Annotated in this window: 19 protein-coding genes and 1 tRNA gene; 5 read left to right on the forward strand and 15 right to left on the reverse strand. The window is 70.4% G+C overall.

Annotation, left to right across the window (positions count from 1 at the left end):
• Positions 1 to 67: 67 nt before the first annotated feature.
• Both ACFV8T_RS24595 and ACFV8T_RS24600 read left to right on the forward strand, forming a co-directional pair.
• Positions 68 to 1,597 carry an MFS transporter gene (locus tag ACFV8T_RS24595; protein ID WP_385331146.1) on the forward strand — a complete coding sequence of 510 codons (1,530 nt, stop codon included), beginning with the start codon at positions 68 to 70 and terminating at the stop codon, positions 1,595 to 1,597.
• A 100-nt stretch (positions 1,598 to 1,697) separates the two neighbouring features.
• Positions 1,698 to 2,456 (forward strand): TetR/AcrR family transcriptional regulator, encoded by a 759-nt coding sequence (locus tag ACFV8T_RS24600; protein WP_385331149.1) that lies wholly within the window; start codon positions 1,698 to 1,700, stop codon positions 2,454 to 2,456.
• Between the two features lie 60 nt (positions 2,457 to 2,516).
• Here ACFV8T_RS24600 and ACFV8T_RS24605 read toward each other — a convergent pair whose 3' ends face one another.
• The 4 genes from ACFV8T_RS24605 to ACFV8T_RS24620 form a co-directional block, all read right to left on the reverse strand.
• The gene (locus tag ACFV8T_RS24605; protein WP_385331152.1) at positions 2,517 to 2,987 is read right to left on the reverse strand and encodes a PPOX class F420-dependent oxidoreductase; all 471 of its coding nucleotides are present in this window, start codon (positions 2,985 to 2,987) and stop codon (positions 2,517 to 2,519) included.
• Between the two features lie 9 nt (positions 2,988 to 2,996).
• The gene (locus tag ACFV8T_RS24610; RefSeq protein ID WP_385331155.1) at positions 2,997 to 3,812 is read right to left on the reverse strand and encodes a YceI family protein; all 816 of its coding nucleotides are present in this window, start codon (positions 3,810 to 3,812) and stop codon (positions 2,997 to 2,999) included.
• Positions 3,813 to 3,962: 150 nt separating this feature from the next.
• Complete coding sequence (locus ACFV8T_RS24615) at positions 3,963 to 6,449, reverse strand: MFS transporter (RefSeq protein ID WP_385331158.1); 2,487 nt, start codon at positions 6,447 to 6,449, stop codon at positions 3,963 to 3,965.
• Positions 6,450 to 6,472: 23 nt separating this feature from the next.
• A complete protein-coding gene (locus ACFV8T_RS24620) occupies positions 6,473 to 6,994 on the reverse strand; it encodes a MarR family winged helix-turn-helix transcriptional regulator (RefSeq protein ID WP_385331161.1) in 522 nt (173 codons plus the stop codon).
• Positions 6,995 to 7,539: 545 nt separating this feature from the next.
• Here ACFV8T_RS24620 and ACFV8T_RS24625 point away from each other — a divergent pair.
• Positions 7,540 to 7,749: a hypothetical protein gene (locus tag ACFV8T_RS24625; protein WP_148837043.1), complete on the forward strand. Its 210-nt coding sequence runs from the start codon at positions 7,540 to 7,542 to the stop codon at positions 7,747 to 7,749.
• A 42-nt stretch (positions 7,750 to 7,791) separates the two neighbouring features.
• Here the strand turns inward: ACFV8T_RS24625 and ACFV8T_RS24630 are convergent, their stop codons facing one another.
• From ACFV8T_RS24630 to ACFV8T_RS24670, 9 genes are all read right to left on the reverse strand, one after another.
• Positions 7,792 to 8,595, reverse strand: a complete 804-nt coding sequence (locus tag ACFV8T_RS24630; RefSeq protein WP_385331164.1) for a hypothetical protein — start codon at positions 8,593 to 8,595, stop codon at positions 7,792 to 7,794.
• 66 nt (positions 8,596 to 8,661) lie between these two features.
• A complete protein-coding gene (locus tag ACFV8T_RS24635; protein WP_266416598.1) occupies positions 8,662 to 9,528 on the reverse strand; it encodes an RNA polymerase sigma factor SigF in 867 nt (288 codons plus the stop codon).
• 235 nt (positions 9,529 to 9,763) lie between these two features.
• On the reverse strand, positions 9,764 to 10,645 hold the full coding sequence (locus ACFV8T_RS24640; protein WP_385331168.1) for an RNA polymerase sigma factor SigF: 882 nt from the start codon (positions 10,643 to 10,645) through the stop codon (positions 9,764 to 9,766).
• Between the two features lie 204 nt (positions 10,646 to 10,849).
• The gene (locus ACFV8T_RS24645) at positions 10,850 to 11,143 is read right to left on the reverse strand and encodes a Dabb family protein (protein ID WP_385331171.1); all 294 of its coding nucleotides are present in this window, start codon (positions 11,141 to 11,143) and stop codon (positions 10,850 to 10,852) included.
• A 9-nt stretch (positions 11,144 to 11,152) separates the two neighbouring features.
• A complete protein-coding gene (locus ACFV8T_RS24650; RefSeq protein ID WP_176729265.1) occupies positions 11,153 to 11,317 on the reverse strand; it encodes a hypothetical protein in 165 nt (54 codons plus the stop codon).
• Between the two features lie 745 nt (positions 11,318 to 12,062).
• Positions 12,063 to 12,150 (reverse strand) — tRNA-Ser (locus tag ACFV8T_RS24655).
• A 45-nt stretch (positions 12,151 to 12,195) separates the two neighbouring features.
• Positions 12,196 to 12,624 (reverse strand): tRNA adenosine(34) deaminase TadA, encoded by a 429-nt coding sequence (gene tadA / locus ACFV8T_RS24660; protein ID WP_385331406.1) that lies wholly within the window; start codon positions 12,622 to 12,624, stop codon positions 12,196 to 12,198.
• An 81-nt stretch (positions 12,625 to 12,705) separates the two neighbouring features.
• Positions 12,706 to 13,275 carry a hypothetical protein gene (locus ACFV8T_RS24665; RefSeq protein WP_266425606.1) on the reverse strand — a complete coding sequence of 190 codons (570 nt, stop codon included), beginning with the start codon at positions 13,273 to 13,275 and terminating at the stop codon, positions 12,706 to 12,708.
• Between the two features lie 196 nt (positions 13,276 to 13,471).
• Entirely contained in the window at positions 13,472 to 13,699 is a 228-nt protein-coding gene (locus tag ACFV8T_RS24670) for a hypothetical protein (protein ID WP_385331174.1), read from the reverse strand.
• A 103-nt stretch (positions 13,700 to 13,802) separates the two neighbouring features.
• Here ACFV8T_RS24670 and upp point away from each other — a divergent pair, with 103 nt between their 5' ends.
• Positions 13,803 to 14,438, forward strand: coding sequence for a uracil phosphoribosyltransferase (gene upp, locus ACFV8T_RS24675; RefSeq protein ID WP_385331177.1), 636 nt, complete (start codon positions 13,803 to 13,805; stop codon positions 14,436 to 14,438).
• Between the two features lie 63 nt (positions 14,439 to 14,501).
• Here upp and ACFV8T_RS24680 read toward each other — a convergent pair whose 3' ends face one another.
• Complete coding sequence (locus ACFV8T_RS24680) at positions 14,502 to 15,098, reverse strand: LytR C-terminal domain-containing protein (RefSeq protein ID WP_385331409.1); 597 nt, start codon at positions 15,096 to 15,098, stop codon at positions 14,502 to 14,504.
• 195 nt (positions 15,099 to 15,293) lie between these two features.
• On the reverse strand, positions 15,294 to 15,590 hold the full coding sequence (locus ACFV8T_RS24685) for a type II toxin-antitoxin system VapB family antitoxin (protein WP_072488263.1): 297 nt from the start codon (positions 15,588 to 15,590) through the stop codon (positions 15,294 to 15,296).
• A 102-nt stretch (positions 15,591 to 15,692) separates the two neighbouring features.
• Here ACFV8T_RS24685 and ACFV8T_RS24690 point away from each other — a divergent pair, with 102 nt between their 5' ends.
• On the forward strand, positions 15,693 to 17,552 hold the full coding sequence (locus ACFV8T_RS24690) for a helicase HerA-like domain-containing protein (RefSeq protein WP_385331180.1): 1,860 nt from the start codon (positions 15,693 to 15,695) through the stop codon (positions 17,550 to 17,552).
• Positions 17,553 to 17,561: the final 9 nt, after the last annotated feature.

Here is a 17,561-nt window from a genome sequence, read left to right on the forward strand (position 1 = left end):
TACAGGATCTGCTATACGGTGTACAACGCCTGCTACTCGTACACCGTATAAGGGATCAGGAGTCCGTATGACGGCGACCGCCGCCGAGCAGAACCACCTCTCGTCGCCCAGCCACCCGCAACGCTGGCTGATCCTCGGCGTCATCTGCCTCGCCCAGCTGACCGTGCTGCTCGACAACACCGTTCTCAACGTCGCGATCCCCTCCCTCACCCAGGAGCTGGACGCCTCCACCGCCGATGTGCAGTGGATGATCAACGCCTATTCGCTGGTCCAGTCGGGGCTGCTGCTCACGGCCGGCAGCTCCGCCGACCGCTACGGCCGCAAGAAGATGCTGATCGCCGGGCTCGCCCTGTTCGGCATCGGCTCGCTGGTGGCCGGACTGGCCCAGACCTCCGTACAACTGATCGCCGCCCGCGCGGGCATGGGCATCGGCGGTGCGCTGCTGATGACCACGACGCTGGCCGTCGTCGTGCAGATCTTCGACGAGACCGAGCGGGTCAAGGCGATCGGCATCTGGTCGACCGTCAGCTCGCTCGGGTTCGCCGTCGGACCGCTGATCGGCGGAGTGATGCTCGACCACTTCTGGTGGGGCGCGATCTTCCTGATCAACATCCCGGTCGCGGTCATCGGGCTGGTCGCCGTGGCCCGGCTGGTCCCGGAGTCCAAGAACCCGAGCGGCGAGCGCCCCGACCTGCTCGGCGCACTGCTCTCCACCATCGGCATGGCATCCGTCGTGTACGCGATCATCTCCGGCCCGGCACATGGCTGGGCGTCGGGCCAGGTGCTGCTGACCGCCTTCGTCGGGGTCGCCGTCCTCACCGGATTCGTGCTGTGGGAGCTGCACATCCCGTACCCGATGCTGGACATGCACTTCTTCCGGAACCAGAAGTTCGTCGGGGCGGTCGCGGGCGCGATCCTGGTCGCCTTCGGGATGGGCGGCTCGCTCTTCCTGCTCACCCAGCAACTCCAGTTCGTCCTCGGCTACGAGCCGCTGGAGGCCGGTCTGCGCACGGCTCCGCTGGCGCTGAGCGTCGTCGCGCTCAACCTCACCGGACTGGGAGCCAGGCTGGTGCCCAAGCTGGGCACGCCGGTCACCATCGCGTCCGGGATGAGCCTGCTGGCCGCGGGTCTCGCCGCCATCGCGCTGCTCGGCGGCGACGGCTACGGCGGCATGCTGCTCGGCCTGGTCGTGATGGGCGCGGGCATCGCGCTCGCCATGCCCGCCATGGCCAACGCGATCATGGGCGCCATTCCGCCGGAGAAGGCGGGCGTGGGCGCCGGGGTCAACGGCACACTCGCCGAATTCGGCAACGGACTCGGGGTCGCCGTCCTCGGCGCGGTGCTCAACTCGCGGTTCGCGGCGCTCGTGCCGGCGGCCGTCGGGGCCGCGTCGCTGCCCGCCGCACTCGCCTCGGCCACCGACGCCGGCGAGCGGGCGCGGATCACCGACGCCTTCGCCTCCGGACTGGAGACCAGCCAGCTCTTCGGGGCGGTCGCCGTGCTGGTCGGCGGCCTGCTCGCCGCCGTGCTGCTGCGCCGCGCGGAGCGGACGGAATCCGCTCGGGCGGACTCCGCCGGGACCGCTGCGGCGGCATAGCATCGGGGACGGGGCGTACCGGACCGTACGCATCGGATCCGTGTGTGATCCACGAGTACGTGGCCGGTCCGCCCCGCCGGCAAGACGAGGAGAGTGCGCCATGGTGTCCGCGGCCGACCGTGTGAAGAACCCTGCCAGGACCAGCGTGTGGCTGGACCGGCGGACACCGTCGCGCACCCGCAAACCGGACCAGACGGCGGGCCTGGACCGGGAGCGGATCACCGCGACCTCGGTCCGGCTGCTGGACGCCGAGGGGCTCGCCAAGTTCTCCATGCGCCGGCTCGCCGCCGAGCTCGACGTCACCGCGATGTCCCTGTACTGGTACGTGGACACCAAGGACGACCTGCTGGAGCTGGCCATGGACTCGGTCTACAGCGAGTTCACACCACCTCGCGAGGACGCGCACTGGCACGACCGGCTGCGCGGGCTGGCCACCGAGTACCGGGAGCTGCTGGTCCGGCACGTCTGGGTGTCGACGCTCGCCGGTCACTTCCTCAACATCGGCCCGCACGCGATGCTGATGTCGTACGCCGTCCAGGACGTCATCCGGGCGACCGGCCTGCCGCTGCGACATCAGACCGGGGCGCTCGCCGCGGTCTTCCAGTTCGTGTACGGATTCGGCACCATCGAGGGCCATTTCGCGGAGCGCAGCGCGGCGGCGGGGCTCAGCCAGGAGCAGTACTACCAGCAGGCGATGGGCACGGTCCGGGCCCAGCCGCAGCTCCGGCAGATCGTCGAGTCCTCGCAGGACCTGATGGACGCCCGCGGCGGGGACACGGTCGAGGAGATGCGCGACCGGGACTTCACCTTCGCCCTGGACCTGCTGATCGCGGGCATCGAGGCGATGCGGGACCGCTGAGGGGCGATGCGGGACCGCTGAAGGCCCCGCCCGCCCCGTTCGCCCTCGGTACCCGCGTGGTCAGCCGTCGGACGCCAACCGGGCCGGGAAGCCGCCGACGGCGACCGGCCCCCACCGCTCCGGAGTGATCCGGATGATCGACTTCCCCTGCTTCACCATCGCCGCCCGGTACTCGTCCCAGTCCGGGTGCTCGCCCGAGATGTTCCGGAAGTACTCGACGAGCGGTTCGACCGAGTCCGGTGAGTCGATCACCTCGGCCGAACCGTCGATCTGGACCCAGGGCCCGTTCCACTCGTCGGACAGCACGATCACACTGACCCGCTCGTCCCGCTTCGCGTTGCGGGTCTTGGCCCGCTCGGGGTAGGTCGAGACGACGATCCGGCCCGCGTCGTCGACCCCGCAGGTCAGCGGGGAGCCCTGGGGGCGGCCGTCGGACCGGGTGGTCAGCAGGATCGCCCGGTGCCTGGGCCGTACGAAGGCCAGCAACTCGTCGAGTTCCACGGCCGTGTTCGTCGCGATATTGGGTGCCATGTCCGCAGACTACGACGGCAGGGACTCACCCTGCACGGCCTGGATGTCGAGCTCCACCCGCAGCGTCGTACCGATGGCCGAGATGCCCGCCTGCACCACCTGGTTGTAGTTCATGGCGAAGTCCTCGCGGCGCAGTTCCGCCGTTGCGCTGAATGCCGCACGCACCCCGCCCCACGGGTCCGGGCCCGTCCCGAGGTAGCTCAGGTTCAGGTCGACCGGGCGCACGACACCGTGCATCGTCAGCTCGCCGTGGACCAGCCAGCGGTCCGGGCCCGCCGGGGTCAGTCCGTTCGAGCGGTACGTGATCTCCGGGAATCGGTCCGAGTCCAGGAAGTCGGGCGAACGCAGGTGCTTGTCGCGCATGCTGTTGCCGGTCTCGATGCTCGCCGCGCTGATGACGGCGTCGACCCGGGAGCGGTGGATCTCCTCCGCGATCTCGATCCGGCCGCCGAACTCGGTGAACCGGCCGTGCACGCTGGAGATACCCAGGTGCTGCGCGACCGCGGCCACCGAGGAGTGCGCCGGGTCCAGCGACCAGGCACCCGGCGGCGGCAGCTCCACACCGCCCTGGCGGGCCAGCACCACCGTGCCGGCCTCGACCCGCCCGCTCGCCGTGACGAGGGCGGTGGAGGCGGCGGGGGCGTACCCGACCGCCGTGACGATCACCGTGTACGCGCCGGCCTCCAGGGAGGTCTCGGTCCGCACCGCCCCGTCCTCGTCGGCGGTGGCCCGCAGCACCTGCGTGCCGGTCATGTCGGTGACCGTCACGACCGCGTGCTGGACCGCCCAGCCGTCCCGCGTCCGTACCTGTGCGCGAAGTCCCATCCCGTTCTCTCTCCTTGCTCCATGACTCAATGAGTCGGGCCCCGGGGCGGGACGGCAGGCCGTCCCCTGCCTGCCGTCCCCGCCACCGGGGCCCATTTCCACCTGCCGGTACGGCGTCTCCGCTCGAAGCGCCGACCCGCCGGGGGTCTGTTACTCGCCGGGGTGGGCGAGCTCGATGTCGTGACCGTCGGCCCCGCGGCCGGCCACGGTCAGCGCGCTTGCCACCGGCGGGTAGCCGGTCGCGATGACCGAGTACTCACCCGCGTCCAGGTCGGCGAAGGCGTACGCCCCGTCCTCCCCGGTCGTCGAGGTGGCGACCACATTGCCCGCCGCGTCGACCAGTGTGACCCGTGCGTCCGGCAGCGGTCGACGGACGGCACCGGCCCGCACGACGCCCTGGACCAGCGCACCGGACTGCAGTGCGGCCTCGACCCGGGTGACGCCCTGGCCGCCGATCTCCACCGGCAGCGCCAGCGGACGGAACCCGGCGGCGTTCACCGCGACGGTCACCGACCCGGGCACCAGCTCACCGAAGGTGAACTCGCCGGTCTCGCCGGACTTGCCGGTGGCCAGCACATCGCCGCGCACATCGGTCACGATGACCATGGCGCCCTCCACCGGGGCGGCGGACTCCGCGGCCCGCACGACGCCGGCCAGTCCGCTCGTACCGGAGAGCAGGATGTCGTACGCCAGCGGCTCGGTACCGACGACCACCGTGGACGCCTGCGGCTGGAAGCCGTCGGCGGAGGCGATCAGGACGTAGGAGCCGGAGCCCGGCGCGTCCAGACCGTAGCTGCCGTCCGCCTGGGCGACGGAGCGCCCGAGCTGCCGGCCGGCCAGCGAGATCAGCGTGACGGCGGCACGGGCGACGGGTGCGCCCTCGGCACCGCGCACCACACCGTGCACGGCCGTGCCCTGCAGGGTGACGACCGGGGCCTCCAGGGTGTCGACCGCGGTGATCCCGGCCGCTGCCTCGGAGATCGGCTCGGCGGTGGCGGCCGCGGCCTCGACCGCGTCGGCGACGGGGGTCTCGGCCGTGGCCGGGGCCTCGCTCGAAGCGTTCGACTTCAGGGCGACCTCCTTGATGAAGATCGTGATCAGGAAGGCGACCAGCGCGGCCGGAGCCGCGTACAGGAAGACATCGCCGACCCCGTGCCCGTAGGCGCTCTCCACGACCGTACGGAACGGCGCGGGCAGCTTGTCCAGGTCGGGGATGCCCCCGCCGCCGGTGCCGCCGTGACCCATGGCCGCACCCTTGGGGCCGAGCTCCGCGAGGCCGTCCTTGACGTAGTGGGTGACGCGGTTCGCCATGACGGCGCCCAGCGCCGAGACGCCGATCGCACCGCCGAGGGAACGGAAGAAGGTGACGACGGAGCTGGCCGAGCCGAGGTCGGACGGAGCGACCTGGTTCTGCGTGGCGAGCACCAGGTTCTGCATCATCATGCCGATGCCGAGACCCATGACGGCCATGAAGACCGCGATGTGCCAGTACTCCGTGTCGTACCGGATGGTGCCCAGCAGCCCGAGCCCGGCGGTGACCAGGAAGCCTCCGCTGACCAGCCAGGCCTTCCAGCGGCCGGTCTTGGTGATGACCTGGCCGGAGACCGTCGAGGAGATGAACAGACCCGCGATCATCGGGATCGTCATGACGCCCGACATCGTCGGCGACTTGCCACGCGCCAGCTGGAAGTACTGGCTGAAGAAGACGGTGCCCGCGAACATCGCGACACCGACGAACAGCGAGGCCAGCGAGGCCAGCGTGATGGTGCGGTTGCGGAAGAGGCGCAGCGGGATGATCGGCTCGCTGGCCTTGGACTCGACGACGACGAAGAGCCCGGCGAGCGCGACGGAGCCGATGAGCATCGCGGCGGTCTGCCAGGAGAGCCAGTCGTACTTGTCACCGGCGAAGGTCACCCAGAGCAGCAGCAGCGACACGGCGGCGCTGATGAAGAACGCGCCCCACCAGTCGACCTTGACCTGACGCTTCACGACCGGGAGCTTCAGCGTCTTCTGGAGCACGATCAGCGCGATGACGGCGAACGGCACACCGACGTAGAAGCACCAGCGCCAGCCCATCCAGCTGGTGTCGGTGATGACACCGCCGAGCAGCGGACCACCGACGGTGGCGACGGCGAACACCGCACCGATGTATCCGCTGTAGCGACCGCGCTCACGCGGGGCGATCATCGCCGCCATCACGATCTGCGCGAGGGCGGAGAGACCGCCGACGCCGATGCCCTGGACGACACGGCAGGCGATCAGCATGCCGCTGCTGGTCGACATACCGGCGACGACCGAGCCCGCGACATAGATGACGAGGGCTATCTGGACCAGCAGCTTCTTGCTGAACAGGTCGGAGAGCTTGCCCCACAGGGGAGTGGTGGCGGTCATCGCCAGCAGCGAGGCCGTGACGACCCAGGTGTAGGCGCTCTGGCCGCCGCCGAGGTCGGAGATGATCTCGGGAAGTGCGTTCGAGACGACCGTCGACGACAGGATCGCGACGAACATGCCGAGCATCAGCCCGGCCAGTGCCTCCATGATCTGCCGGTGTGTCATCGGCGCGCCGGACGAGGGATCGGACGATCCCCCGTGCTTGGCGTGGCCGCCCCGCACACCGGTCGGTGTGGTCGTAGCCATTTAAGTCCTTGTCTTTGCTTCTGTTACACGGGTGTACGGGTGTGCGCGTCGTTGTCGCTGTCGGCATGCCGGGAACGGCAGTCGCCGCTGTGCTTTCCGGGGCCGCACCCGCTGGGCCCGCGACAGGCGAAACTGTCGCGCAGCCGGGCCAACAGCGTGTTGAGCTGTCCGACCTCGTCGTCCGACCAGTCGGAGAGGTTGTGGGCGAACATCTCGGTCGTCCGTCGGTTCAGGTCGGCGAGTACGTCACGTCCGTCGGGGGTCAGCCGCAGGATGCGGGACCGCTTGTCCGCCGGATCCGGAGACCGTTCGATCCAGCCACGCTCTGCCACATGGGCGACATGACGGCTGGTCACCGACATGTCGACGTCCAGCAGCTCGGCCAGCCGGCTGATCCGCATCTCGCCGTGCTGCCTGAGAAGAGCCAGTACGGCGGCGGAGCCGCCCGGACATTCGGCGGGCAGGATTCGGGCGAGGCCGCGCTTGACGGCCCCGACGGCGCTGAGCTGCCGGGCCAGTTCTTCGTACTGACTCCGTGCGGCCACGGGACCCCCAGACATCTACCGGTTCATCTTGTTGCTTAGGGCAACCATAGAAGCCGTTGGTTGCTGCAGGCAAACGAAAAGGGGCTTGCAGAAGTAAAGGAAAGCAAAAGGCTGCGTACGTCTCCGGTCAAAGCCCCAGCGTGTGGGGTGCGGGTGGTGCGGAGTGTGTGTCGCGCCACAGTCGGGGCGGACGGGGCCCCGTTCCGGGGCGGGTGCGGCTGCGCGAAGGATCGGGCGCACCGCGTGTACGGAGTGCGGCCGCGCCGTATGTACGGGGTACGGGCCCCGCGCCCGAACCGGACACGGGGCGCACTTCAACTGCCTTGCTGGAAGCGCGAGCTGCCGGAAACGATCCGCACCGGACTCCGCAACTGACCTGTGTACGCGCCTGGATCCGCCCCGACGCACCCTCGCGACCCCGCTGCCCGAGCCCCGCTCCGCCACGGCGCACCGGCCGCATCCGCACCGGTCCCCCGGCTCCGGCCTCGGCCCTTCACCGACCCGGGGGTTGGGCCGGAACGCCGAGTTCGCTAGGGTCCTGGCCCATGGCACACAACCCCCACGCCCCGCAGGGCCCCGAGGGCAACCACGACCCGGCCGGCAGCACCCAGATGTTCCGCGCCTTCGTCGACGAGGGCGAGCCGCAGCGCAGGCAGCAGCCGGCCGCCTCGTCCGGACCGAAGGTCGGGGTGATCGCCGCCGTCGTCGCGGTGGTCGTCGTCCTCGGAGCGGTCGCCTGGCTCGCGCTGGGCTGACCGGCACCCCGGTCACCGCGCACCGCGCAACACGTCCACCCGTCACTTCAATACGGCGGTGACGTCCCGGGTCTCGACATGCATGCCCAGGGGCACCCGCCAGGCGTCCACGCAGACGGTGTACGTCTTCGTCCGCGCCGCTCCCGCGTCGATCGGCGCGGGCAGCGGTCCGGTCGACTCGATGGTCGCCCAGTCGATCCCCAGCCCGCCGATCACGTGCGTGGCGAAGGTGACGGTTCCCGAGCGCGCCGCTGATCCTCCGGTGTTCCGGAACTCCACGGTCACCTTCTCGCACCACCGCTCGTCCGCCGCCGCCCGCACGGGGGCGCCCACCGTCAGCTCGGCGGGCCCGCCGGGTGCGGGAGATCCGGGCACCGAGGGGGCCGTGGGCCCGGCGGAGCCTCCTCCGGTCCCGCCCGCGCCGCCGGAGCCGGATGCGCCCCCCGTACCGCCGCCGCTGCCGGGGCCTGATGCGCCGGGCGTGCCGGACGGCCTGGGGGTTCCACCGCTCGCCGCGCCCGTGGCTCCGGCGCCGTCGGCACTGCCGGAGGCGCTCGGCGAGGGCCCGCGCCCCCCGGGACGCCCTCCAGCGCCCTCACCGCCACCGTCGCCACGGCCCTCGCCGCCGCCCCGGTCCAGCGGGACCAGCGTCACCTTCCCCGACGGTGCCACCGCCCCCGTCGGAGCTCTCCCGGGATCCGTTCCCGCCGCGCCGAGCGCCACGTAGCCCTCGTCCGCCGTACCGCCGCCGCAGGCGGCCAGCACGCCGCCCAGACACAGCACGGCCGCCGAGGCGGCGATCACGGTGCCCCGGCGGCCGTTCGAGCCGAGCATCTGACGTCGCATCGCGCCAGTGTGGCTGACGGTCCGTCAAATCGGAACCCTTGTGCTCCGGTACGGGAGTCCACGGCGTCAGTCGGCGATGAGCCCTTCCCTGAGCTGGGCGAGCGTACGGGTCAGCAGGCGCGAGACATGCATCTGCGAGATGCCGACCTCCTCGCCGATCTGCGACTGGGTCATGTTGGCGAAGAACCGCAGCATGATGATCTGGCGCTCGCGCGGCGGGAGCTTGGCCAGCAGCGGCTTGAGCGATTCGCGGTACTCGACGCCTTCCAGCGCCGAGTCCTCGTAACCGAGCCGGTCCGCGAGGGAGCCCTCGCCGCCGTCGTCCTCGGGCGAGGGCGAGTCCAGCGAGGAGGCGGTGTACGCGTTGCCGACGGCCAGACCGTCGACCACGTCCTCCTCGGAGACCCCGAGCGCCTTGGCCAGCTCGGGCACGGTCGGCGAGCGGTCGAGCTTCTGCGCGAGCTCGTCGCTGGTCTTGGTCAGCGCCAGCCGCAGCTCCTGGAGCCGGCGCGGGACGCGCACCGACCACGAGGTGTCGCGGAAGAACCGCTTGATCTCCCCGACGACGGTCGGCATCGCGAACGTCGGGAATTCCACGCCCCGTTCGCAGTCGAACCGGTCGATCGCCTTGATCAGGCCGATCGTGCCGACCTGGACGATGTCCTCCATCGGCTCGTTGCGGCTGCGGAACCGCGCCGCGGCGTACCGCACCAGCGGGAGGTTGAGCTCGATGAGTGTGTCCCGTACGTAGGCACGCTCCGGGCTGTCCGTTCCTTCAGGGCCTGGTGCCGGCCCCAGCGCGGCGAGCCGCTGGAACAGGGAGCGGGACAGAGTGCGGGTGTCGATGGCTTCCGGCGAGCTGGTGAGCACAACGGGTGCGGGTTCGCTCTTCGTGAGCGTGAGCACCTTCGAGCTGCCCTGTTCTGCGGACATGCCACCCCCTTGAGGTCGCGGACGGTCGCGTGGAGCCGCGACCATCGGAGGAACGCAGCCTCCACCTGAATACCGGAGGCGAGGCCACGGCAAACGCGGTTCCCGCAGAATGTCACATGTCGGCAACACGCTGTAGTGACATGTCGACAAGTCTTTGTGGCGTCTGCGCAGTTAACAGGGGGTGCGAGGCATTTGGGTCGCGTGAACCGGACTTCGAGCGCTCTACCCGATCCGGTTAGGCCTCGATCCTGTTTGCGGATCGAAGTCGGGCAAAGCTGCGAGCCAGCAGTCTTGACACATGCATCTGGGAGACTCCCAGTTCGGCACTGATCTGTGACTGGGTCAGATTGCTGTAGTAGCGCAGCAGGAGGATGCGCTGCTCGCGCTCGGGGAGCTGGACGAGCAGATGCCGGACGAGATCGCGGTGCTCGACCCCGGCGAGCGCCGGGTCCTCGTAGCCGAGCCGGTCCAGCAGTCCGGGCAGCCCGTCGCCCTCCTGGGCGGCCTCCAGCGAGGTCGCGTGGTAGGAGCGCCCGGCCTCGATGCAGGCGAGCACCTCGTCCTCGGAGATCCTCAGTCGCTCGGCGATCTCCGCGGTGGTGGGTGAACGGCCGTGAGCGGTCGTCAGGTCCTCGGTGGCGCCGGTGACCTGGACCCACAGCTCGTGAAGCCGCCGGGGGACGTGGACGGTCCGTACGTTGTCCCGGAAGTACCGCTTGATCTCGCCGACGACGGTCGGCATCGCGAACGTCGGGAACTGGACGCCGCGTTCGGGGTCGAACCGGTCGATGGCGTTGATCAGGCCGATCGTGCCGACCTGGACGACGTCCTCCATCGGCTCGTTGCGGCTGCGGAACCGCGCCGCGGCGTACCGCACCAGCGGGAGGTTCGCCTCGATGAGGGCCGCCCGCACCCGGCCGTGCTCCGGGGTCCCCGGCTCCAGGTTCTTGAGCTGTCCGAAGAGCACCTGGGTGAGCGCCCTGGTGTCCGCGCCCCGGGTCCTGGCGGGCGTCGTCGTGCTGTCGGGCGTCTCGGTCTGGATCGCCTGACTGGGCTCGGCCACCTGGCTCGTCTGGACGGACTGGGGAGGCACTTGAGGCGCTGTACTGGCCGGCATGATGAGGCCACCCCTTTGCGGTCAACTTCGGTCAACTCATCCGTCAAAAGCGGTCATAGCATCACAAGACATGTCCACTGTGTGCAAGCACCGTATAGCGTCGTGTTGGGTTCAACTTGGTTTAAACACCAAAAAAAGCCCCTCACCGTGATGGTGAGGGGCTCGGGGGCCGTCCGGACCGGAACGAAAGCCGGACCGGCCGGATCAGAACGGGTAGTCGGCGATCACCCAGGTGGCGAATTCCCGCCACTGCCCGGCGGCGGCCTGATGGGCGGGGTGCTCGATGTACCGCTTCAGGGCGTCCTGGTCGGCGACCGCGGAGTTGATGGCGAAGTCGTACGCGATCGGCCGGTCGGTGATGTTCCAGGCGCACTCCCAGAACTCCAGCTCCGGGACCTGCCCCGCCAGCTCCCGGAAGGCCTGCGCCCCTGCGACGACCCGCGGGTCGTCCCGCTCGACGCCGTCGTTCAGCTTGAACAGGACCAGATGGCGGATCACGGTGTACTCCTACTTCACGAGCTCGGACATGAAGTCGCCGACGCCCTGTGCGGCACTCGAAACGCCCTCGAACCCTACCTGGACGAGATCAGCCGCCCGAGCCGGGGAGGTGATGATCGTGTACAGCACGAAGACGACTATCACGTAGAGAGCTATCTTCTTCGCTTGCACCACAGCCCCTGCCTCCCCTTCGATCCCCTGTTTCGATCTCCTGTGCAGTCGGGCGATTCTATCCGCACGGATGGTCGTACCCCGTGGAGGATTCCGACCACTCACGCGACCTTTAAGGACCAAGGACCCGGCGATCGGGGCCCTTCGCCCACCCGCACGGCCTCTGCGGGGGAGCAGGATGGACGGTGAGCCCAGCGGATGAGGCAGGAATCCGAGGGGCTCGGAACGGGCCCCCACTGTGGGGCCCTCACCGCAGGCCACCCCCTGACCGCGGCGAGGGCTTGAGGGCCCCGTTCTCACCGGGGGAAGCGGCTTGTCCCCCCGATGCCGCTTCCCCCGACCTGAGCTTCGGTGAACTGTGGCCCCGGCACGACATCCGTCGTGCGGGGCCACGGCCGTACCCGAGCCCCCTCCGAACCGCTTCGGCCCGACTCCGGCCTCGACCCCTTCGCGGGCCTGGCCCCGCGTGCGCGGGGACCACGTTCGAAGAGGGCCGGGCGCGCACCGTGTTGTGCGATACGCGCAGCCGTCCGAGGCCAACGGCCCTGAGGGGCGTGGCGGATGCGCATCCGCATGTGGCGGGGGCGCCTCGGTGGGGCGGTGGAAGCGGGGCGTTTTCGGAGTGGTCAGGACTCCGGGGCGCCCTCCGTCCACGCGGTAGTCGGTGCGCGGTGGGGGCGACCTCACTGTCTCCGTGACGCGCGAACGCCCTCCCGGTCTGCGTTTCCGCAGTCCGGGAGGGCGTCGATGGCGGTAGCGGAGGGATTTGAACCCTCGGTGAGTTTCCCCACACTCGCTTTCGAGGCGAGCTCCTTCGGCCGCTCGGACACGCTACCGAGAGAGAGCTTAGACCATTCCGGGCCGCGGACAGAAATCGGTTCTCAGAGGGTGCGGAAGAAGGCCGTCAGGCGGTCGGCGCAGACGTCCTCCAGGACTCCTTGGATGACCTCGGGACGGTGGTTGAGCCGGCGGTCGCGTACGACGTCCCAGAGGGAGCCCGCCGCGCCCGCCTTCTCGTCCCGGGCCCCGTAGACCACTCGGTCCACGCGGGACTGCACCAGTGCGCCCGCGCACATCGTGCAGGGCTCCAGGGTGACGACCAGGGTGCATCCGGACAGCCGCCACCGGCCGAGGGCCGCCGCGGCCCTGCGGACGGCGAGGATCTCGGCGTGCGCGGTCGGGTCGCCGGTCGCCTCGCGTTCGTTGTGGCCCGTGGCGAGCAGGGTGCCGTCCGGGCCGAGCACGACGGCGCCGACCGGCACATCGCCGGCCAGCGCCGCCAGATCGGCCTCGGCCAGGGCGCGGCGCATGTGCGCCCGCCACGGGTCCCGTACGGGGTCGTACGGTTCCGGCGGTCCTTGCGGGTGCGGTGGTTCGCTCACCCGCGGACCCTAACGGACGGTTTCCAGAACCTCGGCCGCGCCCAGCGCGTCCGCGATCTCCACCATCGCGTCCGTGCGCAGCATCAGCAGCTCGGCCTCGGGGAGCCCGAGGTCGGCCAGGATCCGGGTGTCGCCGAGCGGGCCCGCCGGTACGGCGTCGGCGTCGAGTCCGTCGTCATCGTCGTCGTCGGTATCTGTGTCGGTGTCGTTGTCGGGGGTGGTGTCCGGGTCGCCGTCCTCCGTACCGTCGAGGCCGACGAGCTCTTCGAGGGCGGCAATCGTGTCCTCGGCCCCGGGTTCGCGGCCGAGCAGTTCATCGGTGAGCAGGATCTCCCCGTACGAGGAGCGTGCTGCGGCGGTGGCGTCCGAGACGAAAATACGGGGGTCGTCCTCACCATCCACCCGGACGACGCCGAACCAGGCGTCCTCCTGCTCGATGAAGACGAGCACCGTGTCCTCGTCCACCGAGGCCTCGCGGGCCAGATCCGTCAGGTCGGACAGGGTCTCCACATCGTCGAGCTCCGTATCGCTCGCTTCCCACCCGTCTTCGGTGCGCGCGAGCAGTGCGGCGAAGTACACCGTGACTCTCCCACTGGTCATAGGGCTGAAGGTCCGACGGGAGGGCAGTCGGTGGCCCGGCTGTCCTGCGTCCCGCCCATCGGAATCGTGGCAGAAACATGGGCTCCGCGAGAGGAGTTCGGCCGTTGCGTCGGCCATCAGTTCTCCTGGACGCCGCCACCAGGGGGACGCCGGGGATGCCGGACGGCCGTCCCGGCTACCAGCGGAAGGTGCGCATGCGCATGGCCTGGCGCATCCGGGCCGCCCTCGCGCGGCGGGGCTGCACCCGGTCGCGGAGCGCCTTCGCCTCGTGGAGCTCGCGCAGGAACTGGGCGCGCCGCCTACGGCGTGCCGCGTCGTTCTCCTCCGGGTCCTGCTGGACCTGTGTGTCCTGCGGGACCGGCGCGTCCGGCTGGTCCCGCTTCCACTTTTCCCCGTCCGGCATCGGCTCATCACCCCAAGGCTGGGTCCGTATGCCCCCACCTTCCCCCCGAACATGCGGTTGATGCCAGCGCACGGGTGCGGGAGGCACGGTTACTGTTGAACCCATGCGGATCCACGTCGTCGACCACCCACTGGTCGCGCACAAACTCACCACCCTGCGCGACAAGCGCACCGACTCCCCGACTTTCCGGCGGCTCGCCGACGAGCTGGTCACCCTGCTCGCCTACGAGGCCACCCGGGATGTGCGCACCGAACAGGTCGACATCGAGACCCCGGTCACACCGACGACCGGCGTGAAGCTGTCGCACCCGCGGCCGCTGGTCGTGCCGATCCTGCGGGCCGGTCTCGGCATGCTCGACGGCATGGTTCGGCTGCTGCCGACCGCCGAGGTCGGCTTCCTGGGCATGATCCGCAATGAGGAGACGCTCAAGGCGGAGACGTACGCCACCCGGATGCCGGAGGACCTCTCCGGCCGTCAGGTGTACGTCCTGGACCCGATGCTGGCCACCGGCGGCACGCTGGTCGCGGCCATCCAGGAGCTGATCAAGCGCGGTGCGGACGATGTCACCGCGGTCGTGCTGCTCGCGGCGCCCGAGGGCGTCGAGGTGATGGAGCGCGAGCTGGCCGGTACGCCGGTGACCGTCGTCACCGCCTCGGTCGACGAGCGGCTCAACGAGAACGGCTACATCGTCCCGGGCCTGGGTGACGCGGGCGACCGGATGTACGGCACGGCCGACTAGGACCCGAGCGAGTCGCCCCGGGCTGTCGGGCCGCGCCGGGCTGCCGGGGCGACCCGGCAGCCGTCAGCAGGACGACGGTGCGGGGGCCGGCTTCGTCAGGGCGGCGAGGGCCGCGGCCGCCGACCGGGGCGTGCTGAACGTCTTGAACTTCGTACCGAGAATCAGATCGACGTCCGCCGTCCTGCGGGCGTCGGTCTTCGGGGTGGCGCCCCGCAACTGCGTACCGAGGACCGGGAACGAGCCGTTCGTGGCCGAGGGGGCGCCCAGCAGCACCCCGGGGCCGGGGACCTTCTTGTCGTACGCGGCCGGGGCGTTGCCCACCTTGCCGATGGTGAAGCCGCGCTTCTTCAGTTCGTCGGCCGCCTGCTTCGCGAGCCCGCTGCGCGGTGTCGCGTTGTAGACGTTGACGGTGATCTTCGCGGGCTTCGGCAGCGCCTTCGCGGGCGCGGAGGACTTGACGGAAGGGCAGTCGGTCCTGTGGTCGGCGGCGCTGGCCTTCCGGTCGCCGCCGGTGAAGACGTCGATGAGCTGCATCGTGCCCCATCCGGCCAGCCCGAGGGCGACCACGGAAGCGGTGGCAGCGAGGATCAGTTTGCCGCGGCGCCGGGGGCGGCGCATCTTCGGATACTTGTCGCCCGTGATGCGGTACTTTCCGCCCATGCCGGGGGGAGTGAGCATGCTCATGGGCGCAGCGTAGTGCGACCCGGTGATGATGCCTACTAAATGATCAATGGATCGCACCCGTCCGGGTGCGAAAGCACCCGAACGAACCCCGGAGCACCCGAAGGTGTCGCGGGGTCCGTGGGTCCTGACGGTCCTGTCCGTCCTGCCGGTCCGTGGAGGGACCCGCTTCGGTCAGCCGAGTTCGAGCACGCGGGCGTGCAGTACCTGGCGCTGCTGAAGTGCGGCGCGGACCGCGCGGTGCAGTCCGTCCTCCAGATAGAGGTCGCCCTGCCACTTCACGACGTGCGCGAACAGGTCACCGTAGAACGTCGAATCCTCGGCGAGGAGGGTTTCGAGGTCCAGGTTGCCCTTGGTGGTCACCAGCTGATCGAGGCGGACCGGGCGCGGCGCGACGTCCGCCCACTGCCGGGTGCTTTCCCGGCCGTGGTCGGGATAAGGCCGCCCATTTCCGATGCGCTTGAAGATCACACGGAAAGCCTACCGGGCAAGAGCCTCCGGGCGCAGCCACGGGGCCGGACTGCGATGCTGGCAAGAACGCCACAAAAGCAGGCATTCCGGAATGGGGCCTCGATGAATGACAGCGACAGCACGGGCGGTGGCACGGGCGCGGGCATGGGCGGAGCCACGACTCCGGGCACGACCGGCGGTCCGGACGCGGATGCGCCGCAAGGGGCGGGCGCCGATGTGCGGGCCGCGGGCGCCGGTGCGCAAGGCGCGAGCGCCGGTGTGCGGGAAGCTGCGGGGGCCGGTGCGCAGGCTGAGGAGGGTGGTGTGCGGGAAGCTGCGGGGGCCGGTGCGCAGGCCGAGGAGGGTGGTGTGCGGGCCGAGGGGGTAGGTGTTCTGCCGGAGCCGGCTCGGGAGATCGCCGCCGGGTACGCCGTTTCCGGGGCCGCCCTCGATCTGGGCGCGTTGCTCTGGGACGGCGCCTGCCTGCCGGACGCTCAGATCCGGATTCCGCTGGCGATGCTCAACCGGCACGGGCTCGTCGCGGGCGCCACCGGAACCGGGAAGACCAAGACGCTCCAGCTGATCGCCGAACAGCTCTCGGCCGGCGGTGTCCCCGTCTTCCTCGCCGACATCAAGGGAGATGTCTCGGGCATCGCCGCCCCCGGCGCGCCGGGGGACCGGGTCACCGGGCGTGCCGGACAGGTGGGGCAGGTGTGGGAGGCCAAGGGCTTCCCGTGCGAGTTCTACGCGCTCGGCGGCATCGGCCCCGGCATCCCGCTGCGCGCGACGGTCACCAGCTTCGGACCCGTACTCCTGTCCAAGGTGCTTCAGCTCAACCGGACGCAGGAACAGTCGCTCGGCCTGATCTTCCATTACGCCGACGCCAAGGGCCTGGAGCTGCTGGACCTCAAGGACCTGCGGGCCGTGGTCGCGTTCCTCGTCTCGGACACCGGAAAGGCCGAGCTCAAGGAGATCGGCGGACTCTCCACGGCGACCGCGGGAGTGATCCTGCGGTCGATCACCGCCTTCGAGCAGCAGGGCGCGGGCGACTTCTTCGGGGAGCCCGAGTTCGACACGGCCGAGTTGCTGCGGCAGGCGCCGGACGGGCGCGGGCTCGTCTCCGTACTGGAACTCGCGGCGGTGCAGGACAAGCCCCAGCTCTTCTCCACCTTTCTGATGTGGCTGCTCGCCGACCTCTTCCACGATCTGCCGGAGGTCGGCGATCTCGACCGGCCGAAGCTCGTCTTCTTCTTCGACGAGGCGCATCTGCTCTTCAACGGGGCCTCGAAGGCGTTCCTGGAATCGATCACCCAGACCGTGCGGCTGATCCGGTCCAAGGGTGTGGGCGTCTTCTTCGTCACGCAGACGCCGCGCGATGTGCCCGCGGAGGTGCTGGCACAGCTCGGGAACCGGGTGCAGCACGCGCTGCGCGCCTTCACCCCGGACGACGCGAAGGCCTTGCGGTCGACGGTGAAGACGTTCCCGAACTCGCCCTACGACCTGGCGGAGTTGCTGACCCGGCTGGGCATCGGCGAGGCCGTGATCACGGTACTGAGCGAGAACGGCGCGCCGACTCCGGTCGCCGCGACCCGGCTGCGGGCGCCGCAGTCGCTGATGGGGCCGTACCCGGCGGCGGAACTCGACGCGGCCGTGAAGGGCTCTGCGCTGTATGGGCGTTACGCACAGGCGGTGGACCGGGAGTCGGCGTACGAGAAGCTGAGCGCCGGTCAGGAGGCGCGGTGCCGGGCCGCCGAGGCGGAGGTCGCGGAGGCCGCGGACCGGGCGGCGGTGGAGGAAGCGGTGCGCGGTGAGAAGGCGCGCGGGGCCGGGAAGGCGGCCGAGGGGGCGGCCAAGGAGGACACCTCGCTGGTCGAGCAGGTGGTGGGGAGCGGGATGTTCCGGTCGCTGGCCCGGTCCGTCGGGACGCAGCTGGGGCGGGAGATCTCGCGGTCGCTCTTCGGTACGGCCCGCCGCCGGCGGTAGGCGGGGTCC

Source organism: Streptomyces sp. NPDC059832 (genome assembly GCF_042731715.1).
Taxonomy (GTDB): Bacteria; Actinomycetota; Actinomycetes; order Streptomycetales; family Streptomycetaceae; genus Streptomyces.